The following is a 25210-nucleotide window of genomic DNA, read 5'->3' as shown; positions in this document are numbered from 1 at the left end:
GGGGAAACGAACCGGTCCGTTTCCTGTAGCGGCGATAATCTGCTAGCGTCGCGCCCTGAGGGAACGAACCGGATCGTTCCCCATCAAAGTGGAAGGCTTCCCATGCGCGTCGTCAGGGTCATCGTGGTGCTCGCGGCACTGTCCATGCTCACGACCGGGATTTGGGCACGGGTGGACCCAGCGGGATTCGCCGTGTGGGCAAACTGGCCGAACCATGTCCATTTCCTGCATGACGCCGGTGTCTTCCAGATCGGCATCGCTCTGATGATGTTGCTGGGGCTGTGGTGGCGGGACGTGATCGGGGTGGTGTTGACCGGCTTCATCTTCACCAACTCCTTCCACGCGCTGAACCACGCGCTCGACCTCGCCCACGGTGGCCACGCCGCAGACAGTTGGGGGCTCCTGGCGATATCGGCCCTCGCGGGAGTCGGGCTCGTGGCCCGGTTGCGGTGGACCCGGCGGCACCGCGCTGCGGACACGAAGGGCGAACGCGTCGAGGAGAAGGCCCGATGAGAGTGCTGCTGGCTGGGGCGACCGGGGTTATCGGGCGGGAACTGGTGCCGCAGCTGCATGAGGCCGGCCACTCGATCCTTGGGCTGACCAGGTCCGGCCGTGGTGCGGACGAGCTCCGCGAGGCCGGCGTCGAGCCCGTGCTGGCGGATCTGATGAACCGCGACGAACTGCTCCGTGCGCTCGATGGACACAGTGCGGACGCAGTGGTGCACCAAGCCACCGCGATCGCTCGCCCTCCCATGCTCCATCGCGACCTGTACCCCACCGATGCCTTGCGGGATGAGGGCACCGCGCACCTGCTCGACGCCGCCGCGCTGATCGGCGCCGGCCGATTCGTCGCCCAGTCGTTCTTCCTCGGGTACGGGTACCACGACCACGGGCCCACGCCGGTGACCGAAGACCAGCCCTTCGCCACCCTGACCGGACACCGGAAGACCGACCGACACATGCGCTCCATGCGCGCCTGCGAGGACCAGGTCCTGCAGACCGACGGCATAGACGGCATCGCCCTGCGCTACGGCATGTTCTACGGCCCCGAGCCGATGACACAGCGAATGGCCGACCTGACCCGACGGCGGCTACTGCCCGCCGTCCGTCCGAGCGGCCTCACTTCGCCCATCCACCTCCACGACGCCGCGAGCGCCGCCGTTGCAGCCCTCGAGCGCGGTCGGGCCGGCCACGCCTACAACATCGCCGACAACCAGCCGGTCGAGTTCACCGAGTTCCTGACCGCCTTGGCCGCGAGCGTCGGGGCCGGACCGCCGAGAACCGTGCCGGCGTGGCTGCTCAAGCCACTGCCGTACTTGCACAGCCTGATGGCCGTCTCGAGGATCCGGCTCAACTGCGACAAAGCGAAACGGGATCTGGGTTGGCACCCCGCCTACCCGTCGATCCACGACGGACTGACGGCGATGGCGCCATGAGGGTCATCCTTGCCGGCGCCACGGGCGCCATCGGACGGCCACTACTGGCTGCCCTGTCCACCGCCGGCCACCAGGTCCATGCGCTCATCCGCAACCCGGCACACTGGCAGCTGGTGGAAGATCTCGGCGCCACCCCGGTGATCGCCGACGTGATGGACCAAGACTCGCTGCTGTCCGCGGCCGAGGGACTGACCGCCGACGCAGTGCTGCACCAGGCCACCGCACTGCGGACGGCGAAGCGCACGCTCGGGCCGGACGATCCGACCAACGCCCTGCGAGAAGCCGGCACCCGGCACCTGCTGGCGATGGCGCGAGCGGTGGGCGCTCGCCGGTTCGTCACCCAATCGCTGATCACCGGCTACGGCTATCGGGATCACGGCGAGCGGCCGTTGACCGAGAACGATCCGTTCGGTGAGCCGGTCGGCAGTGTCGGCGACCTGGTCGCCGCGGGCTGCGTGGCCACCGAGCGGCAGGTGTTCGCCGCGGACGGCATCGACGGGATCGCGTTGCGGTACGGCATGTTCTACGGGCCGAACGCCTTCAGCGACATGTTCGCGGGACTGCTCCGCAAGCACTTCCCCATCCGCCCATTGGGCGGGGCCGGCTCGAACTGCTTCATCCATGTCGACGACGCGGCCGCGGCAACGGTGGCGGCGCTCGCGCGCGGCAGGGCCGGCCAGGCGTACAACATCGTCGATGACACTCCTGCGACCTGGCAGGAGTTCATCGATGCCGTCGCCGAGGCTCACCGCACCCCGCGGCCGCTCTCCGTCCCCGGCTGGGTCATCCGGCTGATGGTGCCTTACCTGGGCTGCCTGCTGGTGGACACCCGGCTCCGAGCCTCACACGCCAAAGCCACCGAACAGCTCGGCTGGACGCCGACGATTCCGGACCTTCGCACCGGCCTCGGGCTGGAAGGCCCGGCCCCGGACGGCGGGACCGCTATCGCTATGGGCAGCTCGTGACCACCTACAGATCCTCAGCCCCGCAGCCACCCGTAGGCACGGCCGGTGGTGCGCACCTCTGGGGAGGCGTGACAGTGTTCGCCCGCCTCGCCCTCGGAAACAGTTTCGGACAGATTCGGGATAGAGGTATCCACGATGACGCGTAACGCGCACGAGCGGCTGGTGGCCGCGCCGATCGAGTGGGTCGGGCCACTACTCGACCGGCTCGGTGGGCCGAACGACATGCTGTGGCCGTCACCGGCCTGGCAGCCGATGGTGCTCGACCGACCGATGGGCGTAGGCGCTGCCGGCGGTCACGGCTCGATTCGCTACCGCGTCACAGTGCATCAGCCCGGTCGTCAGGTCGAGGTCGAGTTTGCTCCCGGACAGGGGCTCGATGGGTGGTTCAGGATCACTGCGGAACCGTCAGGTCTCACCCACACCCTGGTACGGGCTGTGGCCGAGGCTCAGCTCAGCGGTGTCATGGTGCTGGCCTGGCCGTTGGCGGTCCGATGGGCACACGACGCCGTGGTGGAGGAACTGCTCGACAACGCTGAACGCATGGTCGGGAACGAACCGCAGCGGTCACCGCGGCGGTCGCTGGGGGTGGGGCTGTTGCGGCTGTCGGAATCGCCGCGCGCACGCGCCGCAGCCATCCCCGTCGCCTCGCTGCTCGCCGGCACGCTGCCCGGCGTCGACTGGGCTGACGCGCAGAGTCTCGAGGTCCTGCCCGGCATGCCGCAAGACCCGCAGACCTGGGCGGAGGCCATCTTCCGCGACTGGCCACGCTCGCCGACGGTGGCCGCCGGCGGATGGCACCTGGTGACGGGGATCCACCGCAGCGGGGCCGGCGCTGCCAAGACGCTTGCCCACAGCGACGACGAGGTGCTGCTCGGCGCTCGCGGGCGGCACCTGGACCTGCGTGCATCCGTGCGCCGCGAATCCGACCGGGTCGTGCTGACGACGACCGTGCAGCGGCGCAACCCACGGGGCCGTGCCCGCGTGGCGTTGGTGCGCCGGCTCCATCCGGTCCTGGTCCGCGCGATGCTGAACCGGGCCGCGCGGCGTCTGTCTGCGTCAGCGGTGAAGCATCCGGCCGATCTGCCGCTACCCGGCCCGGCACGATGACGGGGGATCGGTCGTCCCTGAAGGTCAGCACCGCATTGGCGCACCGGTTCAGCCCGATCCGGTTCGACGGCAGCGCCGTGGTCACGCCCGGGCAGGTGGACCTGCTGCTGGACGCCGCCCGACTGGCACCATCGGCAGGCAACTCTCAACCGTGGATGTTTATCGTCGGCCATCGAAGCGACGTGAACCATAGGCGGATCGTGCGGCACCTCGCGCGGAGCTCGTCGAGCTGGGCCCCCGATGCCTCACTGCTCGTGGTGAACCTGGCCCAGATCAGCGTCGAAGGCACACCCGGTCAGGAGTACTCGGAGTTCGCCCGGTACGACCTCGGCCAGGCGGTGGCCCATATGACATTCCAGGGACTGGCCCTGGGGTTGGCCGCCCACCAGATTCGCGGGTTTGACCGCGACGGCCTTGCGTGCGAATTCGCCGTTCCGCCGCACTGGGAGGCCACCTCGATCACCGTTCTCGGCACGGCTGCTCTGGCTGGGGTCAGTGCTCCGAGTACCAGCCGCGTCCGAGCCGCACGGGCGAGCATCACCTGGGCAAGAAGCTCAGCCTGAGCGCAGGACTCCGGGCGCCCACAGCGCGGGCGCGCTGCTCAGTCCGCTCAGTCCGCTCAGTCCGCTCAGCCGGCGGTGACCGCCTCAGCCCGCTCAGCCGGCGGTGATCGCCACGGCCTCGCGGGCAATCTCCCACTCCTCGTTGGTGGGTACCACCAGTGCCGCCACCGGGGAGTCCGGGGTAGAGATCCGCCGCGCCCGGTCTGAGCGCTCCTCGTTCGCGGCGGCGTCCAGCCGCACACCGAGGTGCGCCAGGTCCGTGAGCACCCCGGCGCGCACCGGGGCGCTGTTCTCCCCGATGCCGGCGGTGAACGCGATCGCGTCCACGCGGCCGAGCACGGCGGTGTAGGCCCCGATGTACTTGCGTAGCCGGTAGCAGTAGATCTCCAGCGCCAGAACCGCTGCGTCATCGCCCTGATCGGCAGCAGCGGTGATGTCCCGCATATCGATCATCCCGGTCAGCCCGTACATCCCGGAGCGGCGATTCATCAGGTTGTCGATCTCGTCGATGCTCATCCCCGCCTGCCGGGACAGGTGGAACACCACCGCCGGGTCGATGTCCCCGGTGCGGGTGCCCATCACCAGCCCTTCCAGCGGGGTCAGACCCATCGAGGTGTCCACCGACCTGCCATTCGCCACCGCTGTGGCCGAGGCGCCATTGCCCAGGTGCAGCACGATGAGGTTGGTCTCGGCCGGATCCCGGCCGAGGAAGTGGGACGCCTCCCGGGCCACGTACTGGTGCGAGGTGCCATGCGCCCCGTACCGGCGCACCCGGTACCGGTCGGCAACCTCCCGGTCCAGGGCATAGGTGGCGGCCCGCTCCGGCATGCTCAGGTGGAAGGAGGTGTCGAAGACCGCCACGTGCGGCAGGTCCGCGAACAGTTCGCGGGCCGCACGGATCCCGGCCAGGTTCGGCGGGTTGTGCAGCGGTGCCAGATCGGAGAGTTCGTCGATGATGCGCTCGGCCTCGTCGTCGATCAGCACCGAGTGCCCGAACCGGGCGCCGCCCTGTACCACCCGGTGGCCCACGGCCACGAGATTGGCGGCGGCCAGGTCCGGGCCGTGCTCCTCGAACGCAGCGCTCATCGCCTTCATCGCCGCCGTGTGGTCCGGCACCTCCAGGTCGCGGTCGAACTCGCCGTCGTCAGTGGTGTGCGTCAGGTGCCCGCTGGCCTGCCCGACGCGTTCGACCAGACCGGTGGCCGTGGCCGCACCGGTGCTCTCGTCCACCACCTGATACTTGAGCGAAGAAGAGCCGGCATTGATGACCAACACGTGCTCCGCCGTCGTGCTCATGCTCATCGGACTCCTTGTTGGGCCTGGATGGCAGTGATCGCCACCGTGTTGACGATGTCCTGCACGAGGGCCCCGCGGGACAGGTCGTTCACCGGGCGACGCAGGCCCTGCAGCACCGGCCCGACCGCGACCGCGCCGGCGCTGCGCTGCACCGCCTTGTAGGTGTTGTTGCCGGTGTTCAGGTCCGGGAAGATCAGCACGGTCGCCCGCCCGGCCACCTGCGAGTCCGGCATCTTCGCCCGGGCCACTGCAGCGTCCACGGCAGCGTCGTACTGGATCGGGCCCTCCACCACCAGATCCCCGGCGCGCTCGCGGACCTCCGCAGTGGCCGTGCGTACCTTGTCCACGTCCGCACCCGAGCCGGACTCCCCGGTGGAGTAGGACAGCATCGCGATCCGCGGGTCCACCCCGAACTGGGCGGCGGTGGCGGCCGAAGAGATCGCGATGTCGGCGAGCTGGGTGGCATCTGGGTCGGGGTTGACCGCGCAGTCGCCGTAGACCAGCACCCGGTCCTCCAGGCACATGAAGAACACCGAGGACACGATCGAGGTCCCCGGTGTGGTCTTGATGATCTCGAACGAGGGCTTGATCGTGTGCGCCGTGGTGTGCTGAGCGCCGGAGACCATCCCGTCCGCGAGGTTCTCGGCCACCATCATCGTGCCGAAGTAGGAGACATCGGTGAGTACTTCCCGGGCCCGCTCGGTGGTCATCCCCTTGTGCGCACGCAGCTGCGTGTAGCGGGTGGCGAACTTCTCGTGCAGCTCCGAGGTAGCCGGGTCGATGATCTGCGCGGCGCTCACGTCCAGGCCCAACTCGGCGGCGCGGGCGCGGATCGCTGTGGCGTCGCCGAGCAGGGTCAGGTCCACCACGTCGCGGGACAGCAGCGTGCTCGCCGCGCGCAGGATGCGGTCGTCGCCACCTTCGGGCAGCACGATGTGCTTGCGGTCGGCGCGGGCCCGTTCGAGCAGATCGTGGGCGAACATCAGTGGGGTGGTCACCTGGCTGCGGGGCACGTTCACCGCATCCATCAACGCTTCGATGTCGACGGCGTTCTCGAACGTGGATCGGGCCAGGTCCAGCTTGCGCTGGGAGCCGGTGGAGAGCAGTCCGCGGGTGCGGGCGGCAGCGCTGGCGGTCTCGAAGGTGCCGTGCTCGGTGGCGATCACCGGCAGCCGCTGGCTGAGCCCCTCCACGAGCCGGCTGACCTGTTCCGCCGGCGTGAAGCCGCCGTTCAGGATCAGTGCGGCGAGTGAGGGGAAAGTATCGGCGGCGTGGGCGGCGAGCACCGCCAGGATCACATCGGACCGGTCCCCGGGCACGATCACCACCGCACCCTCGGCGAGCCGGGTGAGGATGTGCTCCATTGTCATCCCGCCGACGATCAGTGCCTCCGCCTCGCGGTCGAGCAGCTCCGGGTCGCCGGCGGTGAGCGTGCCATCGACGGCCGCCATCAGCTCGCGCACGCTCGGTGCGGACAGCAGCGGCAGGTCCGGCATCACCCAGGCCGGCACCGTCAGGTCGGCCAGCGCGGACGACGCCTCGGCCAGGTGCTCGGAAGGGCACCGGTTGGCGACCACCGCGACCAGGGAGGCGTGCGCGGCGGACAGCTCCGCGGAGGCGATATCCACCATCTGGCGCACCTCAGCGGCCTCGCGCTCGCGCGCCGAGACCACCAGCACGACGGCGGAGCCCAGGTTCGCGGCCACGCGTGCGTTGAACGTGAGCTCAGTGGGGCCGGCCACGTCGGTGTAGTCCGAGCCGACGATCACCACGGCGTCGCACCGGCTGGCGATCTCCCGGTAGCGGGCCACGATCGTGGCCAGCGCGGCGTCCGGGTCGGTGTGCACGGCGTCGTAGTCCACCCCCACGCACTCGGCCTCCGGGATCCGGGCGGTGGCACGGCTGACCAGCAGGCTGAGTACCGAGTCCGGCTCGCCGGCGTTGCCGCGGCTGACCGGGCGGAACACCCCGACCCGTTGCACGCGGCGGGCGAAGGCTTCTACCAGCCCGAGGGCCACGGAGGACTTCCCGGTGTGCCCCTCCGCGGAGGCCACGTACACACTGGTGGTCATCTGCTCTGCTCCTGCGTCCGGGCGCGCGGCTGCGCACCAGGATGAACGCTACCCGCCGGTGGGGTGCGGGAGCAGGGCCAAAGGTCCCGCAGGGTGGGTTCACCTGCGCGCCCCCGGGGTGGTCAGGTGTCTGAACACCGGACTGCAGGCTGACCACCAACATGTCGGACCTCAGCCTGCGGTTCGGTGCTCAGACGATCGTCTGCCGGGAGAGGTGGCGGGCCGGCGGCACAGCGGCGAGCACGTAGGCTGGAGGAGTGGCGACTGGTGGTGGTTTCAGCGACTGGCTGCGGGCGGGCACCCGGCCCCGGCTGCTCGGGATCCTGGTGATCCTGCTCGCTGGTGCCGCACTGTGCATCCGGCTCGGTGCCTGGCAGCTGGACCGCGCCCAGGAGCGCGGCGACCAGGCCGCCGCGCTGGAGCAGGCCGCCCGGGTAGACGGCAACCCGGTACCGCTCGGGGACGTGGTCGCCCCCCAGACCAGCTTCACCCAGAACATGGTCGGCAGCCACGTCACGGTGACCGGGCAGTACGTCCCGGACCAGCAGTTCTTCATCGACGCCCGGGAGCACGAGGGCGTCGAGGGTTACTACCTGCTCAGCGCCTTCGCCGTGGCAGACGCCGATGACGCCGTGTTGCCGGTGGTCCGCGGCTGGGTCAGCGAACCCGATCCCGCGTACCTCGAGGTCCCCGACGGTGAGGTACAGCTGACCGGCTTCGTGGCAGGGTCCGAGGCGGCGACCTCCGGTCTGGATCCGGGTCTGCCGACCGGGGCGGAGATCGGGCTGATCAGCCCGGCGCAGCTGGTCAATGTCTGGGGCGGGCCGATGTACTCCGGGCAGTTGCGGCTGCAAGCCCAGGAGCCGGCGCCGGCTACCGGGGCACTGCCGGCGATCGAGCCGGTCGGTCCACCGGTGATCGAGGACGCCGGGCTGAACATCCGCAACCTCGCCTATGCCGCCGAATGGTGGATCTTCGGTGGCTTCGCGCTGTTCCTCTGGTGGCGGATGGTGCGCGACGAGGTACGGCACATCCGCCAGGAGCGCTCGGCAGTGGCGACGGCCGCCTGAGTCCCGGCGGCCAGGGCGGGTGACGTCAGGCCGAGGCGAGCTCTGCCGCGAAAGCCGTGGCCGCGTCGTCGATCGCTTCCTCGGTTGCGGTGAGCTCGGCGACGATCACCTGGCGGATTCGTGCCGGCTCGATCGCCGGCGGCGACCCTGGCTCACCGCCTGATCCCTCACCGCCTTGCTGCGCACCGGCGCTCAGCGCACTGCAGGCGTCGGCCAGGTCGGGAAGTGGACACTGGGCGTCCAGCGCCTGCGCGAACGTCTGCCGGGCCTCGTCGGCGTCACCGTCGCTCTGGTGCGCACCGATCAACACCGGGTAGGTGCCGCAGAACTGGCGCAGTGTCGCGGCGGGCTCCTGCACTGCTTGCTGGAACGTGGTCAGCGCAGCGAGGTCGGACTCGAACGCCGCGGTCTGCTCCTCGCTGACCTGCACCTGCGCGGGAACCGCCGGCGGGCCGGGGGTGTCGCGGACCTGGTCGGCGAACGCGGTCAGCCTCGTACAGGCCGCATTCACCTCGTCGACGGACTCCTCAGTGCCGTCCCCGCCGAGCGGCGACATCGCCTCTCCGGTGACCACGGCGCTGAGCGCCGGCCCGTCCGGCGGCACCAGAGCCTGCGCCTGCTCGCCCTCCCAGCCAGTCAGGTCAGCCTGCCAATCGGCAGCGGCGGCGTTGTCCCCGCCAGCATCCCGGGTGAGCGCCATCGTCACGCCAGCGGCCGCCAGCACCAACACCACCGCCACGATCACCCACCTGCGCATGCCGGTCAGAGTAACCGAGGGATCGGTGCTGGGCAGGTAGCGCCGTGGGTGAGAATGGGGGGATGAGTGAGAGCGACGCACCGGTCAGCGATGCCCAGGAGATGAAGGACCGGGGTGCCTTCACCCGCTACCGGGTGATGGCTTTCGTGACCGGCGGGATGCTGCTGCTGCTGTGCCTGGAGATGCTGCTGAAGTACGTGGTGCAGGTGAACGGCTCCGGTGAGCCGGTACTCGGCTCGTGGATCGCGTTCGTGCACGGCTGGATCTACGTGGTCTACGCGGTCACCGTGTTCGACCTGTGGAGCCGGATGCGGTGGAGCTTCGGTCGGATCGTGGTACTGATCGCCGGTGGGGTGATCCCCGTGCTGTCCTTCGTGATGGAGCAGAAAGCGCAGGGCTGGACCGAGACCACGCTCGCGGCCCGGCGTGGCGAGGCTGCTACCGAGCGCTGAGGGTTCTCCGCCAGGAGGGCGACGGCGCAGCTCACCGGGCTCGCCTCGTCTCACCACCCGAAATGCTGCACTGGAGATTCGCGACGGCGCAGCTCACCCGTCCGCGCTGCGTATCCTTGAGTGGTGAATCACCACGCACATCCCAGCCCCGTCCTCGTCGTCGACTTCGGCGCGCAGTACGCGCAGCTGATCGCCCGGCGGGTGCGGGAGGCGCGGGTGTATTCCGTGATCGTCCCGCACACGATGCCGGTGGCGGACATGCTCGCGAAGAACCCGGCCGCGATCATCCTCTCCGGTGGGCCGGCCTCGGTCTACGCCCCGGGTGCCCCGGCGGTGGATCCGGCGCTGTTCGACTCCGGCGTCCCGGTGCTCGGCATCTGCTACGGCTTCCAGGCCATGGCCAGCGCCCTCGGTGGTGTGGTGGCGCACACGGGGGCCCGCGAGTACGGCGGCACCAGCGTGAGCGTGGATGACGCGGGCACGCTGCTGCAGGGCTCCCCAGGCGGAGAGACCGTGTGGATGTCCCACGGTGACGCGGTACACGCCGCCCCGGAAGGCTTCGAGGTGCTGGCCACCTCTGCGGCCTCTCCGGTGGCCGCGTTCGAGCACGCCGAGCGCCGCCTGTTCGGGATGCAGTGGCACCCGGAGGTCAAGCACTCCGAGCGCGGTCAGCAGGCTCTGGAGAATTTCCTCTACCGCGGCGCCGGCCTGGCCCCACAGTGGACCTCAGGCAACGTGATCGCCGACCAGGTGGCCGCGATCCAGGACCGGGTCGGTGGCGCCCGGGTGATCTGCGCACTCTCCGGTGGGGTGGACTCCTCGGTCGCTGCCGCACTGGTGCAGCGCGCCATCGGTGACCAGCTCACCTGCGTGTTCGTGGACCACGGTCTGCTCCGCGCCGGTGAGGTGGAGCAGGTGGAGACCGACTTCGTCGCCGCCACCGGGGTGCAGCTGAAGGTGGTCGACGCCCGGGAGCGGTTCCTGTCCGCACTGGCTGGGGTGAGCGACCCGGAGACCAAACGCAAGATCATCGGCCGAGAGTTCATCCGGGTCTTTGAGGACGCTGCGCGTGCTGTGGTGGCCGAGGCGCACCAGAGCGCCGGCAGCCAGGCCGAGGAGGTCCGGTTCCTGGTGCAGGGCACGCTCTACCCGGACGTGGTGGAGTCCGGCGGCGGCGAAGGTGCGGCGAACATCAAGTCCCACCACAACGTCGGCGGTCTGCCGGACGACCTGCAGTTCGAGCTGATCGAACCGTTGCGGGACCTGTTCAAGGACGAGGTGCGCGCGGTCGGCCTCGAACTCGGCGTGCCGGAGACCATCGTCTGGCGTCAGCCGTTCCCCGGGCCCGGCCTGGGCATCCGGATCGTCGGTGAGGTGACCGCTGAGCGGCTGGAGACCCTCCGCGCCGCGGACCTGATCGTCCGAGAGGAGCTCACCGCAGCGGGCCTGGACCGGGAGATCTGGCAGTGCCCGGTCGTGCTGCTCGCCGATGTGCGCTCAGTGGGCGTGCAGGGCGACGGCCGCACCTACGGTCACCCGATCGTGCTCCGACCGGTCTCCTCCGAGGACGCGATGACCGCGGACTGGAGCCGGCTGCCCTACGACCTGCTCGCCCGCGTCTCCACCCGGATCACCAACGAGGTGCCCGAGGTGAACCGCGTGGCGCTGGACGTGACCAGCAAGCCGCCCGGCACCATCGAGTGGGAGTGAGCCCGGCTCAGACTGGCCGTTGGGCTGCGAGCTCCCGGATGGCCTGAGCGTCGGCGGCATCGAGTTCGAAGAAGCCGAACCGGAGGCGGGAGACCGGCAGATGCTGGCGGATCGCCGCGAGCGGTAGTGGCTCGATCTCGCGGAGTGCAGCCGCTCGGCGGAACCCGCCCGCGATCACCTCGCTCTCCTCCGGCTCGAGCCCGGTGATCTCGCCGAGGATGGTGATCGCCCGGAGCGGCTCACCGCGCGGGTAGGTGGTGGTCGGGGAGTAGACGAGCACGCCGTCACCGGCCGACATCCGTGCCAGCGGTGCCCGCTTGCCGTGGTTGGCCATCACGAAGCCGTGGGCCAGGCCGCGCCGGGCATGGTCACGGGAGGCGACGATCACCCAGTGCCGTTGCTCGCTCATCTGCCGAACGTAGCGCCGGGTACCGACAATCGGGCGAGAGTGGCCGCGGTGCGGTCAGGTGCGGGCAGTGATCCGGATCGCCTCAGCGTAGGCCGCCTCCACCTGGGCCAGCACCTGTGGCCATCCGGAAGTCGGCGGAACCGCCTGGTTGTGGTCGGTGATCGCGGCCAGTAGGTCCGGTTCGCGGACCAGGCGCACCAGCGCGGCCGTGAACGACTCGTCATCTGCGGCGAGCAGACCGCTGACCTCAGGCTCGATCCGCTCGGCGGCACCGGACTGGGACCGGCACAGGATGGCCAGGCCGGCGGCCTGTGCCTCCAGCACGCCGATCGAGAACGAGTCGGCCACGCCGGGCGCGAGGAAGATGTCCGCCTGGCCGTACAGGTCCTGCAGCTGTTCCCGGGTCAGCCGGCCCGGGAAAAGGACCGTCTCATCCAGACCGCTGCGCTCCACGAATCGGGTGGCGGCAGCCCGTTGGGGGCCGTCGCCGGCGATGGTCACGCGCAGGCTGTCGGTGGGCAGCTGCTGGACCGCGGCGGCGCAGCTGTGCAGCATCGGCAGCACGCGTTTGCGGGGCATGAACCGGGTCGCGGCCACCGCGTGCACCCGGGTGTCGGCGCGGCCGGTGCGCTCGGTGCGCGGTACCTGCCACTCGGTCAGGTCCACCCCGTTGTTCAGCACCCACACCTGGCCCCGGTCGCCGACCACGCGCCGCAGCGGGGACGCGGCCATCTCGCTGACCGACGTCCACAGCACCGGCCAGCGGGACCAGCCGGTCAGGCGGTCCAGGGCGGCAAAGGCACCCTGGTAGCGGCCGATCACACTGTGCTGGGTGAAGACGGTGGGCACCCGGTGGCGGACCAGAGTGCCGAACATCGCCTGGGTGACCGGGGCGACGATGCCCGAGTGCAGGTGCGCCACGTCCGGACGCAGCCGGGCGAGTAGCGCGTCGAAGTGCTGGGGTCCGCGCGGGTGCACCGGTAGGTTCATCGGCAGCCGCGCGGCGAGGCGGTGCACGGTCAGCGGACCGTCGTGCTCAGTGCTCTGGCCGTGATCGCCCGGTTCGCGGGGGGTGGTGGTGAGGACGTGCACCTCGTGCCCTGCCCGCGCCTGGCGGATCGCCAGTCCGTGCACCTGAGCCTCGATCCCGCCCAGCCGGGGCAGGTAGGAGTCGGTGACGTGGGTGATGCGCACGCTGTGATCTTCTCATTGCTCGGGGCCGGCGGAGCTGTCTCGGGCGAGCGTGCGCAGCCGCGGGTAGTGAATGTCAGCTGTGCGCCGTCCACCCCAGTTCCGCGAGAAATCCCTCCAGCAGTGCGTTGAACCGCTCCGGCTGACACAGGTTGGTGGGATCGAATGACTCGGGCACGACATCGAGCGAAGCGTTCGGCACAGCATCGATCAACCGGTGCATCAGCTCCACCAGCACCGGTGAGGTGTCACCGACGATGCCCCGCGTCGGCACGGAGACCTGCGCCAACCGCGGAACGTAGTCGGCCCGGTTGATCGCACGCCGCACCCGAGCAGTCTCCACCCGCCGCATCGTCGCGTACCCGTCGGTCACCACCTCGCGGGCGAGCGGCCACTGCGCGTACGCCTGCCGGACGGCCGGAAGCATGAGGGCCGGCGGCAGCAACAGCATCGGCCCGGCCAGCGCGGCGCTCACCCGCAGCCCGATCCGCTGCATCGGATTCGCCAACCGGGAGTCCGGGAACGAGTCGACGATCACGAGGCCGGCGAGCCGGTCCGCAGAGGTAGTGGCGAACTCCTGGGCGAGCACACCGCCGTAGCTGACTCCGCAGAGCACCGCCCGGGATACGTCCAGCTGGTCCAGCAGGGACTCGAGGTCGGCGGCCTGGCGCGGAAGCACATCCTCACCCCGGGCCAGCTGGCCTGATTCACCCGCGCCCCTCGCGTCGAAAGCGATCACCCGGTTGGTGGCGCTGAAGTGCTCGATCTGCCCGCGCCACATCTCCCGGCTCAGGCCGAGACCATGAGCGAAGACCAGTGGTGGCCCGTCACCGCTGGTTTCATAGGCGATGGTGGTGTCGTTCACCTTCAGTGTCGGCATCAGAATCCTTGCGGTGTAGCGGTGCCCGGTCATTTCACTGTGGCAGGCCATGCAACAGCGCGGCAGCCGGCCGGGAGAACCCGACCGGCTGCCCGGACCATCGGAGAGGTCAGCGTTTGCGGCTGCTGGACACCAGCGAGCCGACCAGCAGGGTCAGACCGGCCACTGCGAGGATGCCGATGAACACCAGCTCCAGGTCCAGGCGGACGCCGAAGCCGACTGCGATCACCACGGCGCCGAGCAGGGCGAGCACCAGACCCCAGGCCACGCTGCGCATCCGGGGACCCTTGGGCGGTGCGGGTTCCTGCGGGCCGGAGTAGGTCATCGTGGGCGCACCGGAAGCGCCGCCTTCGGTCCGGGCATCGGTGGACTCAGCGCCGACGGGCTCGGACGTGGCCGGGCCGCCCATCTGGGTGAAGAAGTCACCCTCGGGTGGACTGGACGTGGTGGGGGTAGTCATCGCTTCCTCCGTGGGGTTCTCGTCGGGACGGGGATTCTGGTTCGGTTCGATCGGTGGAGTCGGTTCAGTCATCGCAGCTCACGCACCTCGATGGCGCCGAAGCCGACGTCGACGGTCACCGTGATCGGGTCGCTCTCCTCTGCTTCGGGTGAGGTGAGCAGCAACTCGGTCGAGTTGCCCATGTTCCAGCCGAGGTCGGTGCGTTCGCTGAGGTTGACCGGCTCGCCGTTCAACTCGGCGGACCACTCGGTGAGGTTGATGACGGTCATCTCGCCCGTCAGGGTGGACTCGACGATCACGGGCATACCGTCGGGGATCCGCAGGTCGACCTCTCCGGCGCCGAGCTCGATGTCGATCGGGGAGCTGATCTGCTCGTCGGCCAGGTCGCTCAGGTCGACTTGGACTGTTCCGGCGGCCAGGTTGTAGCCGTCTGCGGCCTCGTCCGCGCTCTGCGGGGACCAGTAGCGGTCGCCGTAGTTACTGGAGTCGGTGATGTTGTACTGGGTGAGCCACGGCTCACTGACCGCCCACGGCACCAGCACGATGGCCAGCAGCGTGCCGATCACACCGAGGGAGCCGGACCGGCGCCCGAGGAGTCCGGCCAGGGTGGCGCCGAGCCCGAATATCACTAGGCCGCCGCCGAGGGCCACCAACCAGGGGCTGGTCTGCCACTCGAAGTAGTGCGCGGCCAGCACCAGGGCAGCGATCACCAGCAGCGCCAGACCGAAGGTGACCCGCACCAGCACGCTGCCCGGGCCAGGTCGACCCCGCCGCGGCTTGGGGGGCTGCGGCGGAGGCTCGCCGGCCGGTGGGGGTGGCGGCGTGGCCGGTGGCGCAGAGCTCGCACCGGTGGCCCAGGCAGTCCCGCCACCGGCATCCTTGTGCCCGGGCCAGGTGGAGGTCTGATCCGCGTGCGTGGTCGAGCTGTAGGCAGCGTCCGTGGGGGCATCCGGGTGGGAGGCAGGAGGCATGGCGTCCGTGGCGGCGCCTGGGTAGGCGACAGTAGGCGTGGCATCCGTGGCCAGGTGGGCCGTGGCGGGATCTGCTGAGACCTCGGTCTTCCCGGCAGGATCGGTCTCGGATTCCGACTCCGTGGTGGTGCCCGTACCTGCCGCGGCCGCCGTGGTGTCCTCGTCGGCCGCTCGCTCGTCGCCGTCCGGCTCGGCGGCCTTGGCAGTGCCGGTCGAGGTCACCGAGCCGGACGGTTCGTCGGACCAGGGCCCGCCGGCGTGCGCCTCGGACCAAGGGCCGGCACCGGCCTGACCGCCCGGCTCGCCCGAGGTGATCTGAGGGGTCTGCGTGCCCGGCCCTGTAGTGAACCCGGCGGACCCGCTCTGCTGAGGGTGCGCCGTCGGGAACGGGACATGCCCGCCCGAGCCGGACTGCGCCGTCGGAAAGGGGACATGCCCGCCCGAGCTGGGCTGCGCCGTCGGCGGGGGAGTGCCGCCCCCAGGCGGCGTACCGCCTCCGGGCGGGGGTGTGCCGCCTGGCGGAGTGGAAGTGGAGGAGTTGCGGATCGCGGTGACCACGACCACCGCCAGCGCGACCAAGGCGATCATCCCGACCATGAACGGGATGCCCACCCAGCCGTCCCACCAGAACCCGACCCGGGACAGGCCGATCACCGCGAAGACGGCGGCGCCCACGAGGGCCGCATCGAACCGGCCACGGATGGCCTCCTGCAAGTGGATCCGGCCGTCGGCGGCTTCCGGCAGGAGAGCCCAGGCGATCCCGTAGACGAGCAGTCCGAAGCCGCCGAAGATCGTGATCACCAGGAACACACCGCGCACGATCAACGGATCGATGCCCAACCGGGAGGCGATACCGCTGGCGACGCCACCGATCCATCGCTCCTGGCCGCGCGGCATGTTCAGCCGGCGCAGGGAGTCGAAGAACCCGTTGGCCGCGCCGGTGCCGGCCGGCCGCGGTGGGGGAGGAGTCGAAGTCATACCCAGAAGTCAACTCCGCCAGCGGGCAGAACGGTATCCGGGGACACCCTGACCCGTCCCTGATCCTCACCGGTCCACTCGCCGCCGATAGATCCGGAACAACCCTGAAATCCGCGTGTCCGAGCCGAAAATGTGGCCTCCGGCACTGCTGCTTGCGGGCGGCACGTGCCACGATGGGCACCGTGATGACCACTCCTTCAGCCCGTGCGGGCACCGGCCAGGCGGTCGGAGCGCTCCCGCTGCGCCGGCCGCTGTCCGGCCGCGTGCTGCTCGGAGTGTGCGCGGGTCTGGCCGCACATCTGGGCGTACGGGCGAACGTGATGCGGGTGGTGTTCGGCGTGCTCACCCTGATGCTCGGCGCCGGGCTGCTGCTCTACCTCTGGTTCGTCGTGACGGTTCCGGTGGGTGATCCGCAGGATGCCGCCGCCCAGAGTCGGCCTACCCGGTTGACCCGACTGGTGCCGCGGTTACGGTCCGGTACCACCTCTCGGCCCACCGGCGATCTGGTGGTCGGTGGCGCTCTGCTGGTGGTGGCCGCCTTGCTGCTCCTGCTGCAGACCGGGGCCAACGACGGGATCGCCTGGGTGCTCCCGCTGCTGGTGCTGATCGCCGGCGCCGCCCTGGCCTGGAGCCAGCTCGACGCTGTGGAGAAGCAGCATCTGGCCGGCCAGCGGGTGCGCCGCCGCTCGGTGGTGCTGCGGGTAGGAGGCGGGGTGGCGCTGGCGATCCTCGGTGTGGTGATCTTCGTGGCGCGGGACCGTCCGCTTGGTGATGTGGTCACCGGCGTGCTGGCCGGGCTGGCGATCCTGGCCGGTACTGCGTTCGTGCTCGCACCGCTGGGGTTACGGCTGTGGCGGGACCTGATGTCCGAACGCGCCGCTCGCGAGCGCGAGGCAGAGCGCGCCGATATCGCTGCTCACCTGCACGATTCGGTGCTGCAGACCCTATCTCTGATCCGCTCCCGCGCCGACGACCCGCAGTTCGTGCGGCAGATGGCCCGCGGTCAGGAACGTGAGCTGCGCGAGTGGCTCTACACCGACCGCGCCGAGGAGGGCGACTCGATCGCCCAGGCGCTGCGGGACGCCGCCGCCGAGGTGGAGGATTCCCGAGGGGTGCCGATCGATGTCGTCACCGCGGGCGATGCCACGCCGGATGCGCGGACCACCGCCCTGATCGCTGCCACCCGCGAAGCCCTGATCAATGCGGTGACGCACGGCGCGCCGCCGGTCTCGGTCTACGTGGAGGTGGGGGCCGGGGTCACCGAAGTGTTCGTGCGCGACCGCGGGCCCGGCTTCGACCTGGACGCGATCGGCGAGGACCGGCACGGCATCCGTGGTTCGATCTATGAGCGGATGGATCGGCACGGCGGACGGGCGACGATCCGCACGGACTCCGAGCGCGGCACCGAGGTGCACCTGGCCATGCCGCACACGACCAGCCCATCAGGGACGACCAGCCCATCAGCGGAGACGAGTCCATCAGGGACGACCAGCCCGACAGCGGAGGAACCATGACACTACGAGTCGTACTGGTGGACGATCACCGGATGATCCGCACCGGGGTGCGCAGCGAGCTCGAGGCGGACCTGGAAGTGGTAGGCGAGGCTGCCGATGTGCCCTCGGCGATCTCGATCACCCACCAGCAGCGCCCCGATGTGGTGCTGCTGGACGTCCACCTGCCGGGTGGGCAGGGTGGCGGCGGCGCCGAAGTGCTCCGCGCCTGCGCCGACCTCCTCGGGGACGTGCGGTTCCTCGCCCTGTCCGTCTCCGATGCCGCTGAGGATGTGGTCTCGGTGATCCGCGCCGGCGCCCGCGGCTACGTCACCAAGGCGATCATCGGGCCGGACCTGTCCGATGCGATTCGCCGGGTGGCCGGTGGGGACGCGGTGTTCTCGCCGCGGCTGGCCGGCTTCGTGCTGGATGCATTCGGCACTGCGCCGGCGGATGTGGCCACTGCTGACGACGAGCTGGACCGACTCTCCGCCCGGGAGCAGGAGGTGATGCGGCTGATCGCCCGCGGGTACACCTACCGGGAGGTGGCCAGTGAGCTGTTCATCTCCATCAAGACCGTGGAGACGCATGTCTCGGCCGTGCTGCGCAAGCTGCAGCTGTCCTCCCGGCACGAGCTCACCCGATGGGCGGCGGTGCGCCGACTCCTCTGAGGTGGCGCGGGCGGCGGCCACTGCGGCCAGACGCCCATCTGAGTACCGGATGAACATGTGAGGACCGAAAGTTCGGTACTCCAGTGTTCAGATGGTGCTCAGACGGGTGGCCAACGCCTCCTGGCCGCGCCACCCCCAACGGGTTAGCGTGGGGACATGACACGCATCGCCATCATCGGAGGCCACGGCAAGATCGCCCTCCGGCTCGCATCCCTGCTCTCCGGCCGCGGCGACGAGGTCACCGCGGTGATCCGCAACCCGGACCACACCGCCGACGTCGAGGCCACCGGCGCCCGCCCTGTGGTCGCCGACGTGGAGAACCTCTCCGCCACCCAGATCGCCGAGGTGATCGCCGGGCACGACGCCGTGGTCTGGTCCGCCGGTGCTGGCGGTGGCAACCCGGACCGCACCTACGCGGTGGACCGCGACGCCGCCATCCGCTCCATGGACGCCGCGCAGCTCGCTGCGGTGATGCGGTTCGTGATGGTGTCCTACCTCGGCGCTCGCACGGACCACGGCGTCCCCGAGGACTCCGCCTTCTTCCCCTACGCCGAGGCCAAGGCTGCCGCCGACGAGCACCTGCGCGGCACCTCGCTGCACTGGACCATCCTGCAGCCGAGCAAGCTCACCGACGACCCTGGCACGGGCCACATCACGCTTGCCGAGGATCGCGGTGATATCACCCGCGACGACGTCGCTCAGGTGGCTGCCGAGGCGCTCGCCCGCCCGGATACTGCCAGCACCACGATCCCGTTCGTGAACGGTGAGACCAGCATCACAGCTGCCCTGGACGAGGTGGTCGCTCGGAGGTCGCCCGACGCCCCGTAACTGACGTAGTGTCAGGAACATGGAAATCGTCTACGGGATCGTCCTCATCCTGCATCTGATCGGCTGGGCCCTCGTTCTCGGCGGCGCGGTGTACGGCCTGCGTGAGAGCAAGATGAACAAGGGCATGCTGCACGGCATCCTCACCGCGCTGATCGCGGGCATCATCATGATGGGCCTGGGGTCCTCCGGGGTGGCTGGACCGGAACCGGACAACATCAAGATGGGCATCAAACTGGTGATCGCCCTGGTGGTGACCGCGCTGGTGATCGTGGGCGGTCGCCGCGAGAAGGTGTCCAAGGGGTTCCTCGGCGGCATCGCCGGCCTGACCGTGGTCAACGTCGCCATCGCCGTTCTCTGGTGAGCTGAGCCGACTCCGGCTGCCGCGCGAACCGGCAGTATTGGCGCGGTTCTCCGGCGGCTCCTGAGCCCCGGTTGCCCCGTCGCGGGGCGGCTGTGTCCAGTTGTATGTTCGGCCGACCGCGATTCCGTGCGTCCTCATTCGGTGCACGCTTGCCTCGATGCCTCGATGCCTCGATGCCTCGATGCCTCGATGCCTCGATGCCTCGATGCCTCGATGCCTCGATGCCTCGATGCCTCGATGCCTCGATGCCTCGATGCCTCGATGCCTCGCGTCGCTACCACTCCTGGCGCCGCGCGGCACGCACCGCCGTCGCTGCGAATTGCGGATTCGCTGACGTAACCCAGTGCATTGATGCACTACTTTTGTGTTGTCGAGAGCGAAAGTTCTGCTAGGGTCCCTGTGCGGTGTAAGGCAGCACCTTGCCAGCGACACCTCGAACCAAGGCTTTTGTCGCGCGCCCTCACCCACGGGCTGATCGACGAGGGCAGCACGACATCGGTAGTCGGTGCACGCCGATCGCGCCCGGTCTGCCGGGAGAACTCAAGGAGGAGACTGTGTCCAGACCTTCCAGAGGCGGCCGCTGGCTGGCCCGAGGGGCCGTTGCTGCGTTGTCCGCCGCAGTGCTGATGCCGCTGACTATTGCCGGGGTGAGCGCTGCTCCGGTGCCTCCGAATGCCCTCCCGGAGCAGGAGGCCGGTGTCACCCTGCGAACGTTCCAGCTGGGCCGCGCTCCTGAGGCGGTCTGCGAGCTGGTGCCGGGGACCACACCCAACGTCGACAAGGTGATGGAGACCATCGACTGGGACTCCCAGGAGCAGTTCGGCCTTGGTGACCACTTCGTCACCCATGCCCTCGCCAACTTGGACGTTGCCGAAGCAGGCGACTACGAGTTCCGGATGACCAATGACGACGGTGCGCTGTTCTACCTCGACGACGAGCTGATCCTGGAGAACGATGGTCCCCAGGACTCCACCTCCGTGACCGGCACGGTGACCCTGGAGGCCGGTTTCCACGCACTGCGCATCGAGCACTTCGACGGTACGAACGATCAGCGGTTGACCCTGGAGTGGAAGGTCCCGGGAACCAGCGAGTTCGTCACCGTACCCAACGACGTGCTGAGCACCGAGGCGGGAGTGGTGCGGGTGACCGCACCGGGGATCAAGAACTGCGTGGGTGACAGTGACACCGCCGGAGACGGCCTCCCGCTCTTCGACGTAAACCCCAACTACGAGCTGGTCGACCTCCGTCCCGAGGGCTTCGAGCCGATGGTCTCGGCACTGGACTTCACCGCGGAGGGCGACATGGTCGTCGTCACCTCGGGCAATGTGAGCCCCGGGGGCTGGACCGACGATCCACATTCCGGCGAGGTGTACCTCCTCGAAGGTGTCCAGGACGCCACCGGCCCGGAGGACGTCACCGCCACACTGGTCGCCTCCGAACTGTTCAACCCGATGGGCGTCGACATCATCGACGACTCCATCTTCGTCTCCGAACGGGACGGTCTGACCGAGCTGACAGACCCTGATGGTGACGGTCAGTACGACCAACGCGAGCAGATCGCCACCTGGCCGTTCGGAGAGAACTTCCACGAGTTCGCGTTCGGCCTGATCCACGACGAGGACTACTTCTACCTGAGCCTGTCGGTGGCCATCGATCAGGGTGGTGCCTCGACCGAACCGCAGCCTGCCGAGAACCGGGGGACGACCATCAAGGTCGATCGCGAGACGGGCGAAGTGAGCTACATCGCGGGCGGACTGCGTACCCCGAACGGCATTGCCTGGGGTCCGAACGAGGACCTGTTCGTGATGGACAATCAGGGCGACTGGCTGCCGAGCTCGAAGCTCGTGCACATCGAGCAGGACCGCTTCTTCAACCACTACAACCAGCCGGCCGGTCCGTTCGACGATCAGCCGGTGACCCCGCCGGCCGTCTGGATCCCGCAGAACGCCATCGGAAACTCGCCGAGTGCTCCCATCACGATGGAGACGGGACCCTTCGCCGGCCAGATGCTCTTCGGAGACGTCACCTACGGCGGGCTGCAGCGCATCGCGCTCGAAGAGGTCGAGGGTGAATACCAAGGTGCGGTCTTCCGGCACAGCGCGGGCCTCGAGGCCGGTGTCAACCGGACGATCGTCGGTCCGGACGGCTCTGTCTACGTCGGCGGAATCGGCGAAGCCGGCAACTGGAGCGAGCCGGGCAAGCTGGACTACGGGCTGCAGAAGCTCGTTCCGGTGAACGAGGACACCTTCGACATGCATTCGGTCAACCTCGTCGAGGACGGCTTCGAGATCACCTACACCGAGCCGCTGTCCGAAGCGACTGTCGACAACCTCGCGGACGCCTACGACGTCTCGCAGTGGCGTTATGTGCCCACCTCCTCCTACGGCGGCCCGAAGGTCGGCGAAGAGGTACTCCCCGTGGTGAGTGCTGAGGCCTCAGCGGATCGCACCACCGTGACGCTGAAGATCGACGGCCTCCGGCCCGACCGAGTCGTGCACATTCGCTCCCCGCACGATCCACAGCCGTTCGAGTCCGAGGGAGGCGAGCAGCTCTGGAGCACCGAGGCGTGGTACACGCTGAACCAGCTGCCCGGATATGTCGGCCCGGCCGACCGTGGCTTCTACGAGGCCGAGCAGGCGACGCTGAGCGGTGGCGCCGACATCGACACCGAGCACAGCGGCTACTCGGGTGCCGGCTTCGCCGATGCCATCCAAGAGGTCGGTGCCGGGGTCAGCTTCGATGTCACGGTGGAAGAAGCGGGCACCTATCCCACGTTCCTGCGGTACGCCAACGGTCCGAATCCGTTCGACGGGCCCAAGACCGTGTCCTTGTACGTCAATGGCGAACGAGTCGGTCCATGGGAGCTGCCGAGCACAGGATCCTGGCAGAGCTGGGACACCGTCAGCCGTGATCTGGAGCTCGACGCCGGAACCAACGACGTGTCGCTGCGGTACGACGAAGGAGATGATGGCAACGTCAACCTCGACGTCCTCTCCATCAACCAACCGGACATCTGCACACCGGTCGAGCCAGAAGCCGGCTATTCCTCGTTGTTCGACGGAACTCTCGCCAGCTTCGAGGACTGGAGCCTGGCCGGTGACGGCTCGTTCGGACGCGACGAGAACTGCACGTTGCGGACCAGCGGCGGCATGGGTCTGTTGTGGCACGCCGACGAACACGTGGGCGACTACAGCCTCACCCTGGATTGGAAGATGGTGAAGGACGACAACGGTGGGGTGTTCATCGGCTTCCCCGATCCCGGTGACGATCCGTGGGTTGCCGTCGACCAGGGATACGAGGTGCAGATCGACGCTTCGGACGAACCGGACCGGACGACCGGTGCCATCTACACCTTCCAGGGCGCCGACGAAGAGGCCCGGGATGCCGCGCTCCACCCGGTGGGTGAATGGAACTCCTACGACATCCGCGTCGAGGGAGACAACGTCCTGATCTACCTCAATGGGGTGCTGATCAATGACTTCACCAGCACCGACCCCGCGCGGGACCTGAGCCAGGGATTCATCGGCCTGCAGAACCACGGTGGCGGGGAAACCCTCTACTACCGCGACGTGCAGATCAAGGCACTGGACGAGGAACCGGCGGAGCCGGTCGAGGTCACTCCGGAGGAGGTGACGTTCACCGACGAACCCGGCACCGAGGATGATTCGTTCATGGTTCCTGAGGTCGAGGGTGTGCAGTACCTGGCCGGTGAGGACGTGATCGGGGCTGGTACCCACCCGGGCGAGGGCACGGTCACCATCACTGCCCAAGCAGGTGAGGGTTATGAGCTCGCTGAGGGTGCGACGGCGGAGTGGTCGTTCGTGTTCACGAACATTGATCCGGAGCGGTTGGCTGTTCCGGTGGAGGATGTCTCGTTGCAGATGTTCTCTCTGATTCCGTGGGTGGATGAGGTTGGTCTGGAGGCGGTGTTGGAGCGCCTGGGTGAGATCGGGTTTGTCAATATTGAGCCTTTTGGTGGCAATTTCGAGGGCTACACGGCGCAGGAGTTTCGTGAGCTGGCTGCGGGGTATGGGTTGAGTGTTCCGTCCTCGCATTACAACGTCGATGAGGACTCTTTCGGTGAGACGTTGGAGTTCGTGGACACGTTGGGTCAGGAGTATGTGGGTTCGGGTGGTTTCGCTGCTCCGGGTATCGGCTCGTATGAGGACACGTTGGCGACTGCGGAGACGATGAACCGGCTGGGTCAGCTTTCGGTGGAGGCCGGGGTGGGGAAGTTCTTCGGTCATAACCATGATGGTGAGTTCACGACCATGTATGAGCATGAGGGTGAGCAGTTGTCGGCGTGGGAGATCCTGGTGGCTGAGACGAACCCGGAGTATGTGACGTTCGAGCTGGATGTGGCCTGGGCTGCGCATGCGGGTGTGGATGTGGTCGAGCTGATCGGTACCTATGGGGATCGGGTCGAGTTGCTGCACATCAAGGACGCCACCGACCTGGGTGGTGCGGATGGTCCGACGTTCACGAATCTGGGTGAGGGCGAGATGGCGTTGCAGGAGATCCTCGCTGCCGCGCAGGAGGCTCCGATCGCGTATTACGCGTTGGAGTACGACATGGCTGGCGATGGGGAGTCCTTCGCGACGTCGGGGTTTGAGTACCTGACCGGCATCGAAGCTGGGCAGCCCGAACCCGAGGAACCGGTGCAGGTCACTCCGGAGGAGGTGACGTTCACCGACGAGCCCGGTACGGACTCCGATTCGTTCGTGGTTCCTGAGGTCGAGGGTGTGCAGTACCTGGCCGGTGGTGACGTGATCGAGGCTGGGACCCACCCCGGTGAAGGCACGGTGACGGTGACCGCGCAGGCCGTGGAGGGTTATGAGCTCGCGGAGGGTGCGACGGTGGAGTGGTCGCACACCTTCGATGCCACCGGTGGGCCGGGGGAACTGGTGGAGGTGACCCCGGAAGAGGTGGTCTTCACCGACGAACCCGGTACCGAGGATGATGCGTTCACGATCCCTGAGGTCGAGGGTGTGGAGTATGTCCTGCTCGGTGAGAGCGCCGGGGGGAGTCCTGGTGTGGCGGGGTCGCGGTCGGTGCTCGGGCGGTCCCTGGCTACGGCGTTGGTGCCTACCCCGGATGAGGTGTTGGAACCAGGGACCTATGCGGCGCAGGGTTCGGTGACGATCATTGCCCGGGCAGCTGAGGGTTACGTGCTACCGGAGGGTGCAACCACGGAGTGGACCTTCGAGTTCAGCACCGCCGGCCAGGAGGCGCCCACCGACCCGGGTGCGGACCCGACCGACCCGGGCCAGGACCCCACCGACCCAGGCGAGGACTCCACCGGCCCAGGCGAGCAGCCAACTGGTTCGAGTGAGGCACCTACCGAGGGGTCCACCGGTGGCGACCTGCCCACCACCGGAGCCGACGTCGGTGTGCTGGCCGCCCTGGCCGCACTCCTACTCCTGGTCGGTACCGGTATCGCAACCCGGGCACGCCGACAGCACGCCTGAACCACCCACCAGCGCGAACGGCCGGGCACCCACCAGGTGCCCGGCCACTCGCGTTTCCCACTGATTCCACGGCCT

At 68.9% G+C, this 25210-nt stretch carries 21 protein-coding genes; 13 read left to right on the top strand and 8 right to left on the bottom strand.

Annotated features, from left to right (window positions below; translation table 11 throughout):
- The first annotated feature begins 102 nt into the window (after positions 1-102).
- The 5 genes from FU260_RS18760 (at position 103) to FU260_RS18740 (ending at position 4071) form a co-directional block, all read left to right on the top strand.
- Positions 103-513, top strand: a complete 411-nt coding sequence (locus tag FU260_RS18760; RefSeq protein ID WP_147918428.1) for a hypothetical protein — start codon at positions 103-105, stop codon at positions 511-513.
- The gene (locus FU260_RS18755; protein WP_147918427.1) at positions 510-1436 is read left to right on the top strand and encodes an NAD-dependent epimerase/dehydratase family protein; all 927 of its coding nucleotides are present in this window, start codon (positions 510-512) and stop codon (positions 1434-1436) included. The genes FU260_RS18760 and FU260_RS18755 overlap by 4 nt, the downstream gene beginning before the upstream one ends.
- Positions 1433-2401 carry an NAD-dependent epimerase/dehydratase family protein gene (locus FU260_RS18750; protein ID WP_147918426.1) on the top strand — a complete coding sequence of 323 codons (969 nt, stop codon included), beginning with the start codon at positions 1433-1435 and terminating at the stop codon, positions 2399-2401. Before FU260_RS18755 ends, FU260_RS18750 begins: the two co-directional genes overlap by 4 nt.
- Positions 2402-2536: 135 nt before the next feature.
- On the top strand, positions 2537-3508 hold the full coding sequence (locus tag FU260_RS18745; RefSeq protein ID WP_147918425.1) for a DUF2867 domain-containing protein: 972 nt from the start codon (positions 2537-2539) through the stop codon (positions 3506-3508).
- A complete protein-coding gene (locus FU260_RS18740) occupies positions 3505-4071 on the top strand; it encodes a nitroreductase family protein (protein ID WP_147918424.1) in 567 nt (188 codons plus the stop codon). The genes FU260_RS18745 and FU260_RS18740 overlap by 4 nt, the downstream gene beginning before the upstream one ends.
- A 93-nt stretch (positions 4072-4164) precedes the next feature.
- Here FU260_RS18740 and FU260_RS18735 read toward each other — a convergent pair whose 3' ends face one another.
- Both FU260_RS18735 and pta read right to left on the bottom strand, forming a co-directional pair.
- Positions 4165-5373, bottom strand: coding sequence for an acetate/propionate family kinase (locus FU260_RS18735; RefSeq protein WP_328593030.1), 1209 nt, complete (start codon positions 5371-5373; stop codon positions 4165-4167).
- On the bottom strand, positions 5370-7439 hold the full coding sequence (gene pta, locus FU260_RS18730; protein ID WP_147918423.1) for a phosphate acetyltransferase: 2070 nt from the start codon (positions 7437-7439) through the stop codon (positions 5370-5372). Before pta ends, FU260_RS18735 begins: the two co-directional genes overlap by 4 nt.
- A 257-nt stretch (positions 7440-7696) precedes the next feature.
- On the opposite strand from pta, the gene FU260_RS18725 reads away from it, so the two are divergent.
- Positions 7697-8509 (top strand): SURF1 family protein, encoded by an 813-nt coding sequence (locus tag FU260_RS18725; protein ID WP_147918422.1) that lies wholly within the window; start codon positions 7697-7699, stop codon positions 8507-8509.
- Between the two features lie 25 nt (positions 8510-8534).
- Here the strand turns inward: FU260_RS18725 and FU260_RS18720 are convergent, their stop codons facing one another.
- The gene (locus FU260_RS18720) at positions 8535-9266 is read right to left on the bottom strand and encodes a hypothetical protein (protein ID WP_147918421.1); all 732 of its coding nucleotides are present in this window, start codon (positions 9264-9266) and stop codon (positions 8535-8537) included.
- Positions 9267-9328: 62 nt separating this feature from the next.
- Between FU260_RS18720 and FU260_RS18715 the strand changes: the two genes are divergently transcribed.
- Positions 9329-9718, top strand: a complete 390-nt coding sequence (locus FU260_RS18715) for a DUF3817 domain-containing protein (RefSeq protein WP_147918420.1) — start codon at positions 9329-9331, stop codon at positions 9716-9718.
- Between the two features lie 123 nt (positions 9719-9841).
- Positions 9842-11428 (top strand): glutamine-hydrolyzing GMP synthase, encoded by a 1587-nt coding sequence (gene guaA, locus FU260_RS18710; RefSeq protein WP_147918419.1) that lies wholly within the window; start codon positions 9842-9844, stop codon positions 11426-11428.
- Between the two features lie 7 nt (positions 11429-11435).
- Here the strand turns inward: guaA and FU260_RS18705 are convergent, their stop codons facing one another.
- From FU260_RS18705 to FU260_RS23895, 5 genes are all read right to left on the bottom strand, one after another.
- Positions 11436-11837 (bottom strand): EVE domain-containing protein, encoded by a 402-nt coding sequence (locus FU260_RS18705; protein WP_147918418.1) that lies wholly within the window; start codon positions 11835-11837, stop codon positions 11436-11438.
- Positions 11838-11891: 54 nt separating this feature from the next.
- Entirely contained in the window at positions 11892-13031 is a 1140-nt protein-coding gene (locus FU260_RS18700; protein WP_147918417.1) for a glycosyltransferase family 4 protein, read from the bottom strand.
- A gap of 73 nt (positions 13032-13104) precedes the next feature.
- Entirely contained in the window at positions 13105-13908 is an 804-nt protein-coding gene (locus tag FU260_RS18695; RefSeq protein WP_168211854.1) for an alpha/beta fold hydrolase, read from the bottom strand.
- 109 nt (positions 13909-14017) lie between these two features.
- Positions 14018-14440 carry a hypothetical protein gene (locus tag FU260_RS18690; protein ID WP_147918415.1) on the bottom strand — a complete coding sequence of 141 codons (423 nt, stop codon included), beginning with the start codon at positions 14438-14440 and terminating at the stop codon, positions 14018-14020.
- Complete coding sequence (locus tag FU260_RS23895; protein WP_210418121.1) at positions 14437-16317, bottom strand: PspC domain-containing protein; 1881 nt, start codon at positions 16315-16317, stop codon at positions 14437-14439. Before FU260_RS23895 ends, FU260_RS18690 begins: the two co-directional genes overlap by 4 nt.
- Before the next feature lie 185 nt (positions 16318-16502).
- Between FU260_RS23895 and FU260_RS18680 the strand changes: the two genes are divergently transcribed.
- The 5 genes from FU260_RS18680 (at position 16503) to FU260_RS18660 (ending at position 25135) form a co-directional block, all read left to right on the top strand.
- The gene (locus tag FU260_RS18680) at positions 16503-17831 is read left to right on the top strand and encodes an ATP-binding protein (RefSeq protein WP_147918414.1); all 1329 of its coding nucleotides are present in this window, start codon (positions 16503-16505) and stop codon (positions 17829-17831) included.
- Positions 17828-18478 carry a LuxR C-terminal-related transcriptional regulator gene (locus FU260_RS18675; protein WP_147918413.1) on the top strand — a complete coding sequence of 217 codons (651 nt, stop codon included), beginning with the start codon at positions 17828-17830 and terminating at the stop codon, positions 18476-18478. Before FU260_RS18680 ends, FU260_RS18675 begins: the two co-directional genes overlap by 4 nt.
- A gap of 156 nt (positions 18479-18634) precedes the next feature.
- On the top strand, positions 18635-19306 hold the full coding sequence (locus tag FU260_RS18670; protein WP_147918412.1) for an SDR family oxidoreductase: 672 nt from the start codon (positions 18635-18637) through the stop codon (positions 19304-19306).
- A 19-nt stretch (positions 19307-19325) separates the two neighbouring features.
- Positions 19326-19667 carry a hypothetical protein gene (locus FU260_RS18665; protein WP_147918411.1) on the top strand — a complete coding sequence of 114 codons (342 nt, stop codon included), beginning with the start codon at positions 19326-19328 and terminating at the stop codon, positions 19665-19667.
- A 554-nt stretch (positions 19668-20221) separates the two neighbouring features.
- Complete coding sequence (locus FU260_RS18660; protein ID WP_147918410.1) at positions 20222-25135, top strand: 3-keto-alpha-glucoside-1,2-lyase-like domain-containing protein; 4914 nt, start codon at positions 20222-20224, stop codon at positions 25133-25135.
- Positions 25136-25210: the final 75 nt, after the last annotated feature.

Source organism: Ruania zhangjianzhongii (genome assembly GCF_008000995.1).
Classification (GTDB): Bacteria; Actinomycetota; Actinomycetes; order Actinomycetales; family Beutenbergiaceae; genus Ruania; species Ruania zhangjianzhongii.
Note: the sequence above shows the minus strand (reverse complement) of the source record. Positions and strands in the feature narration are given on the sequence as shown.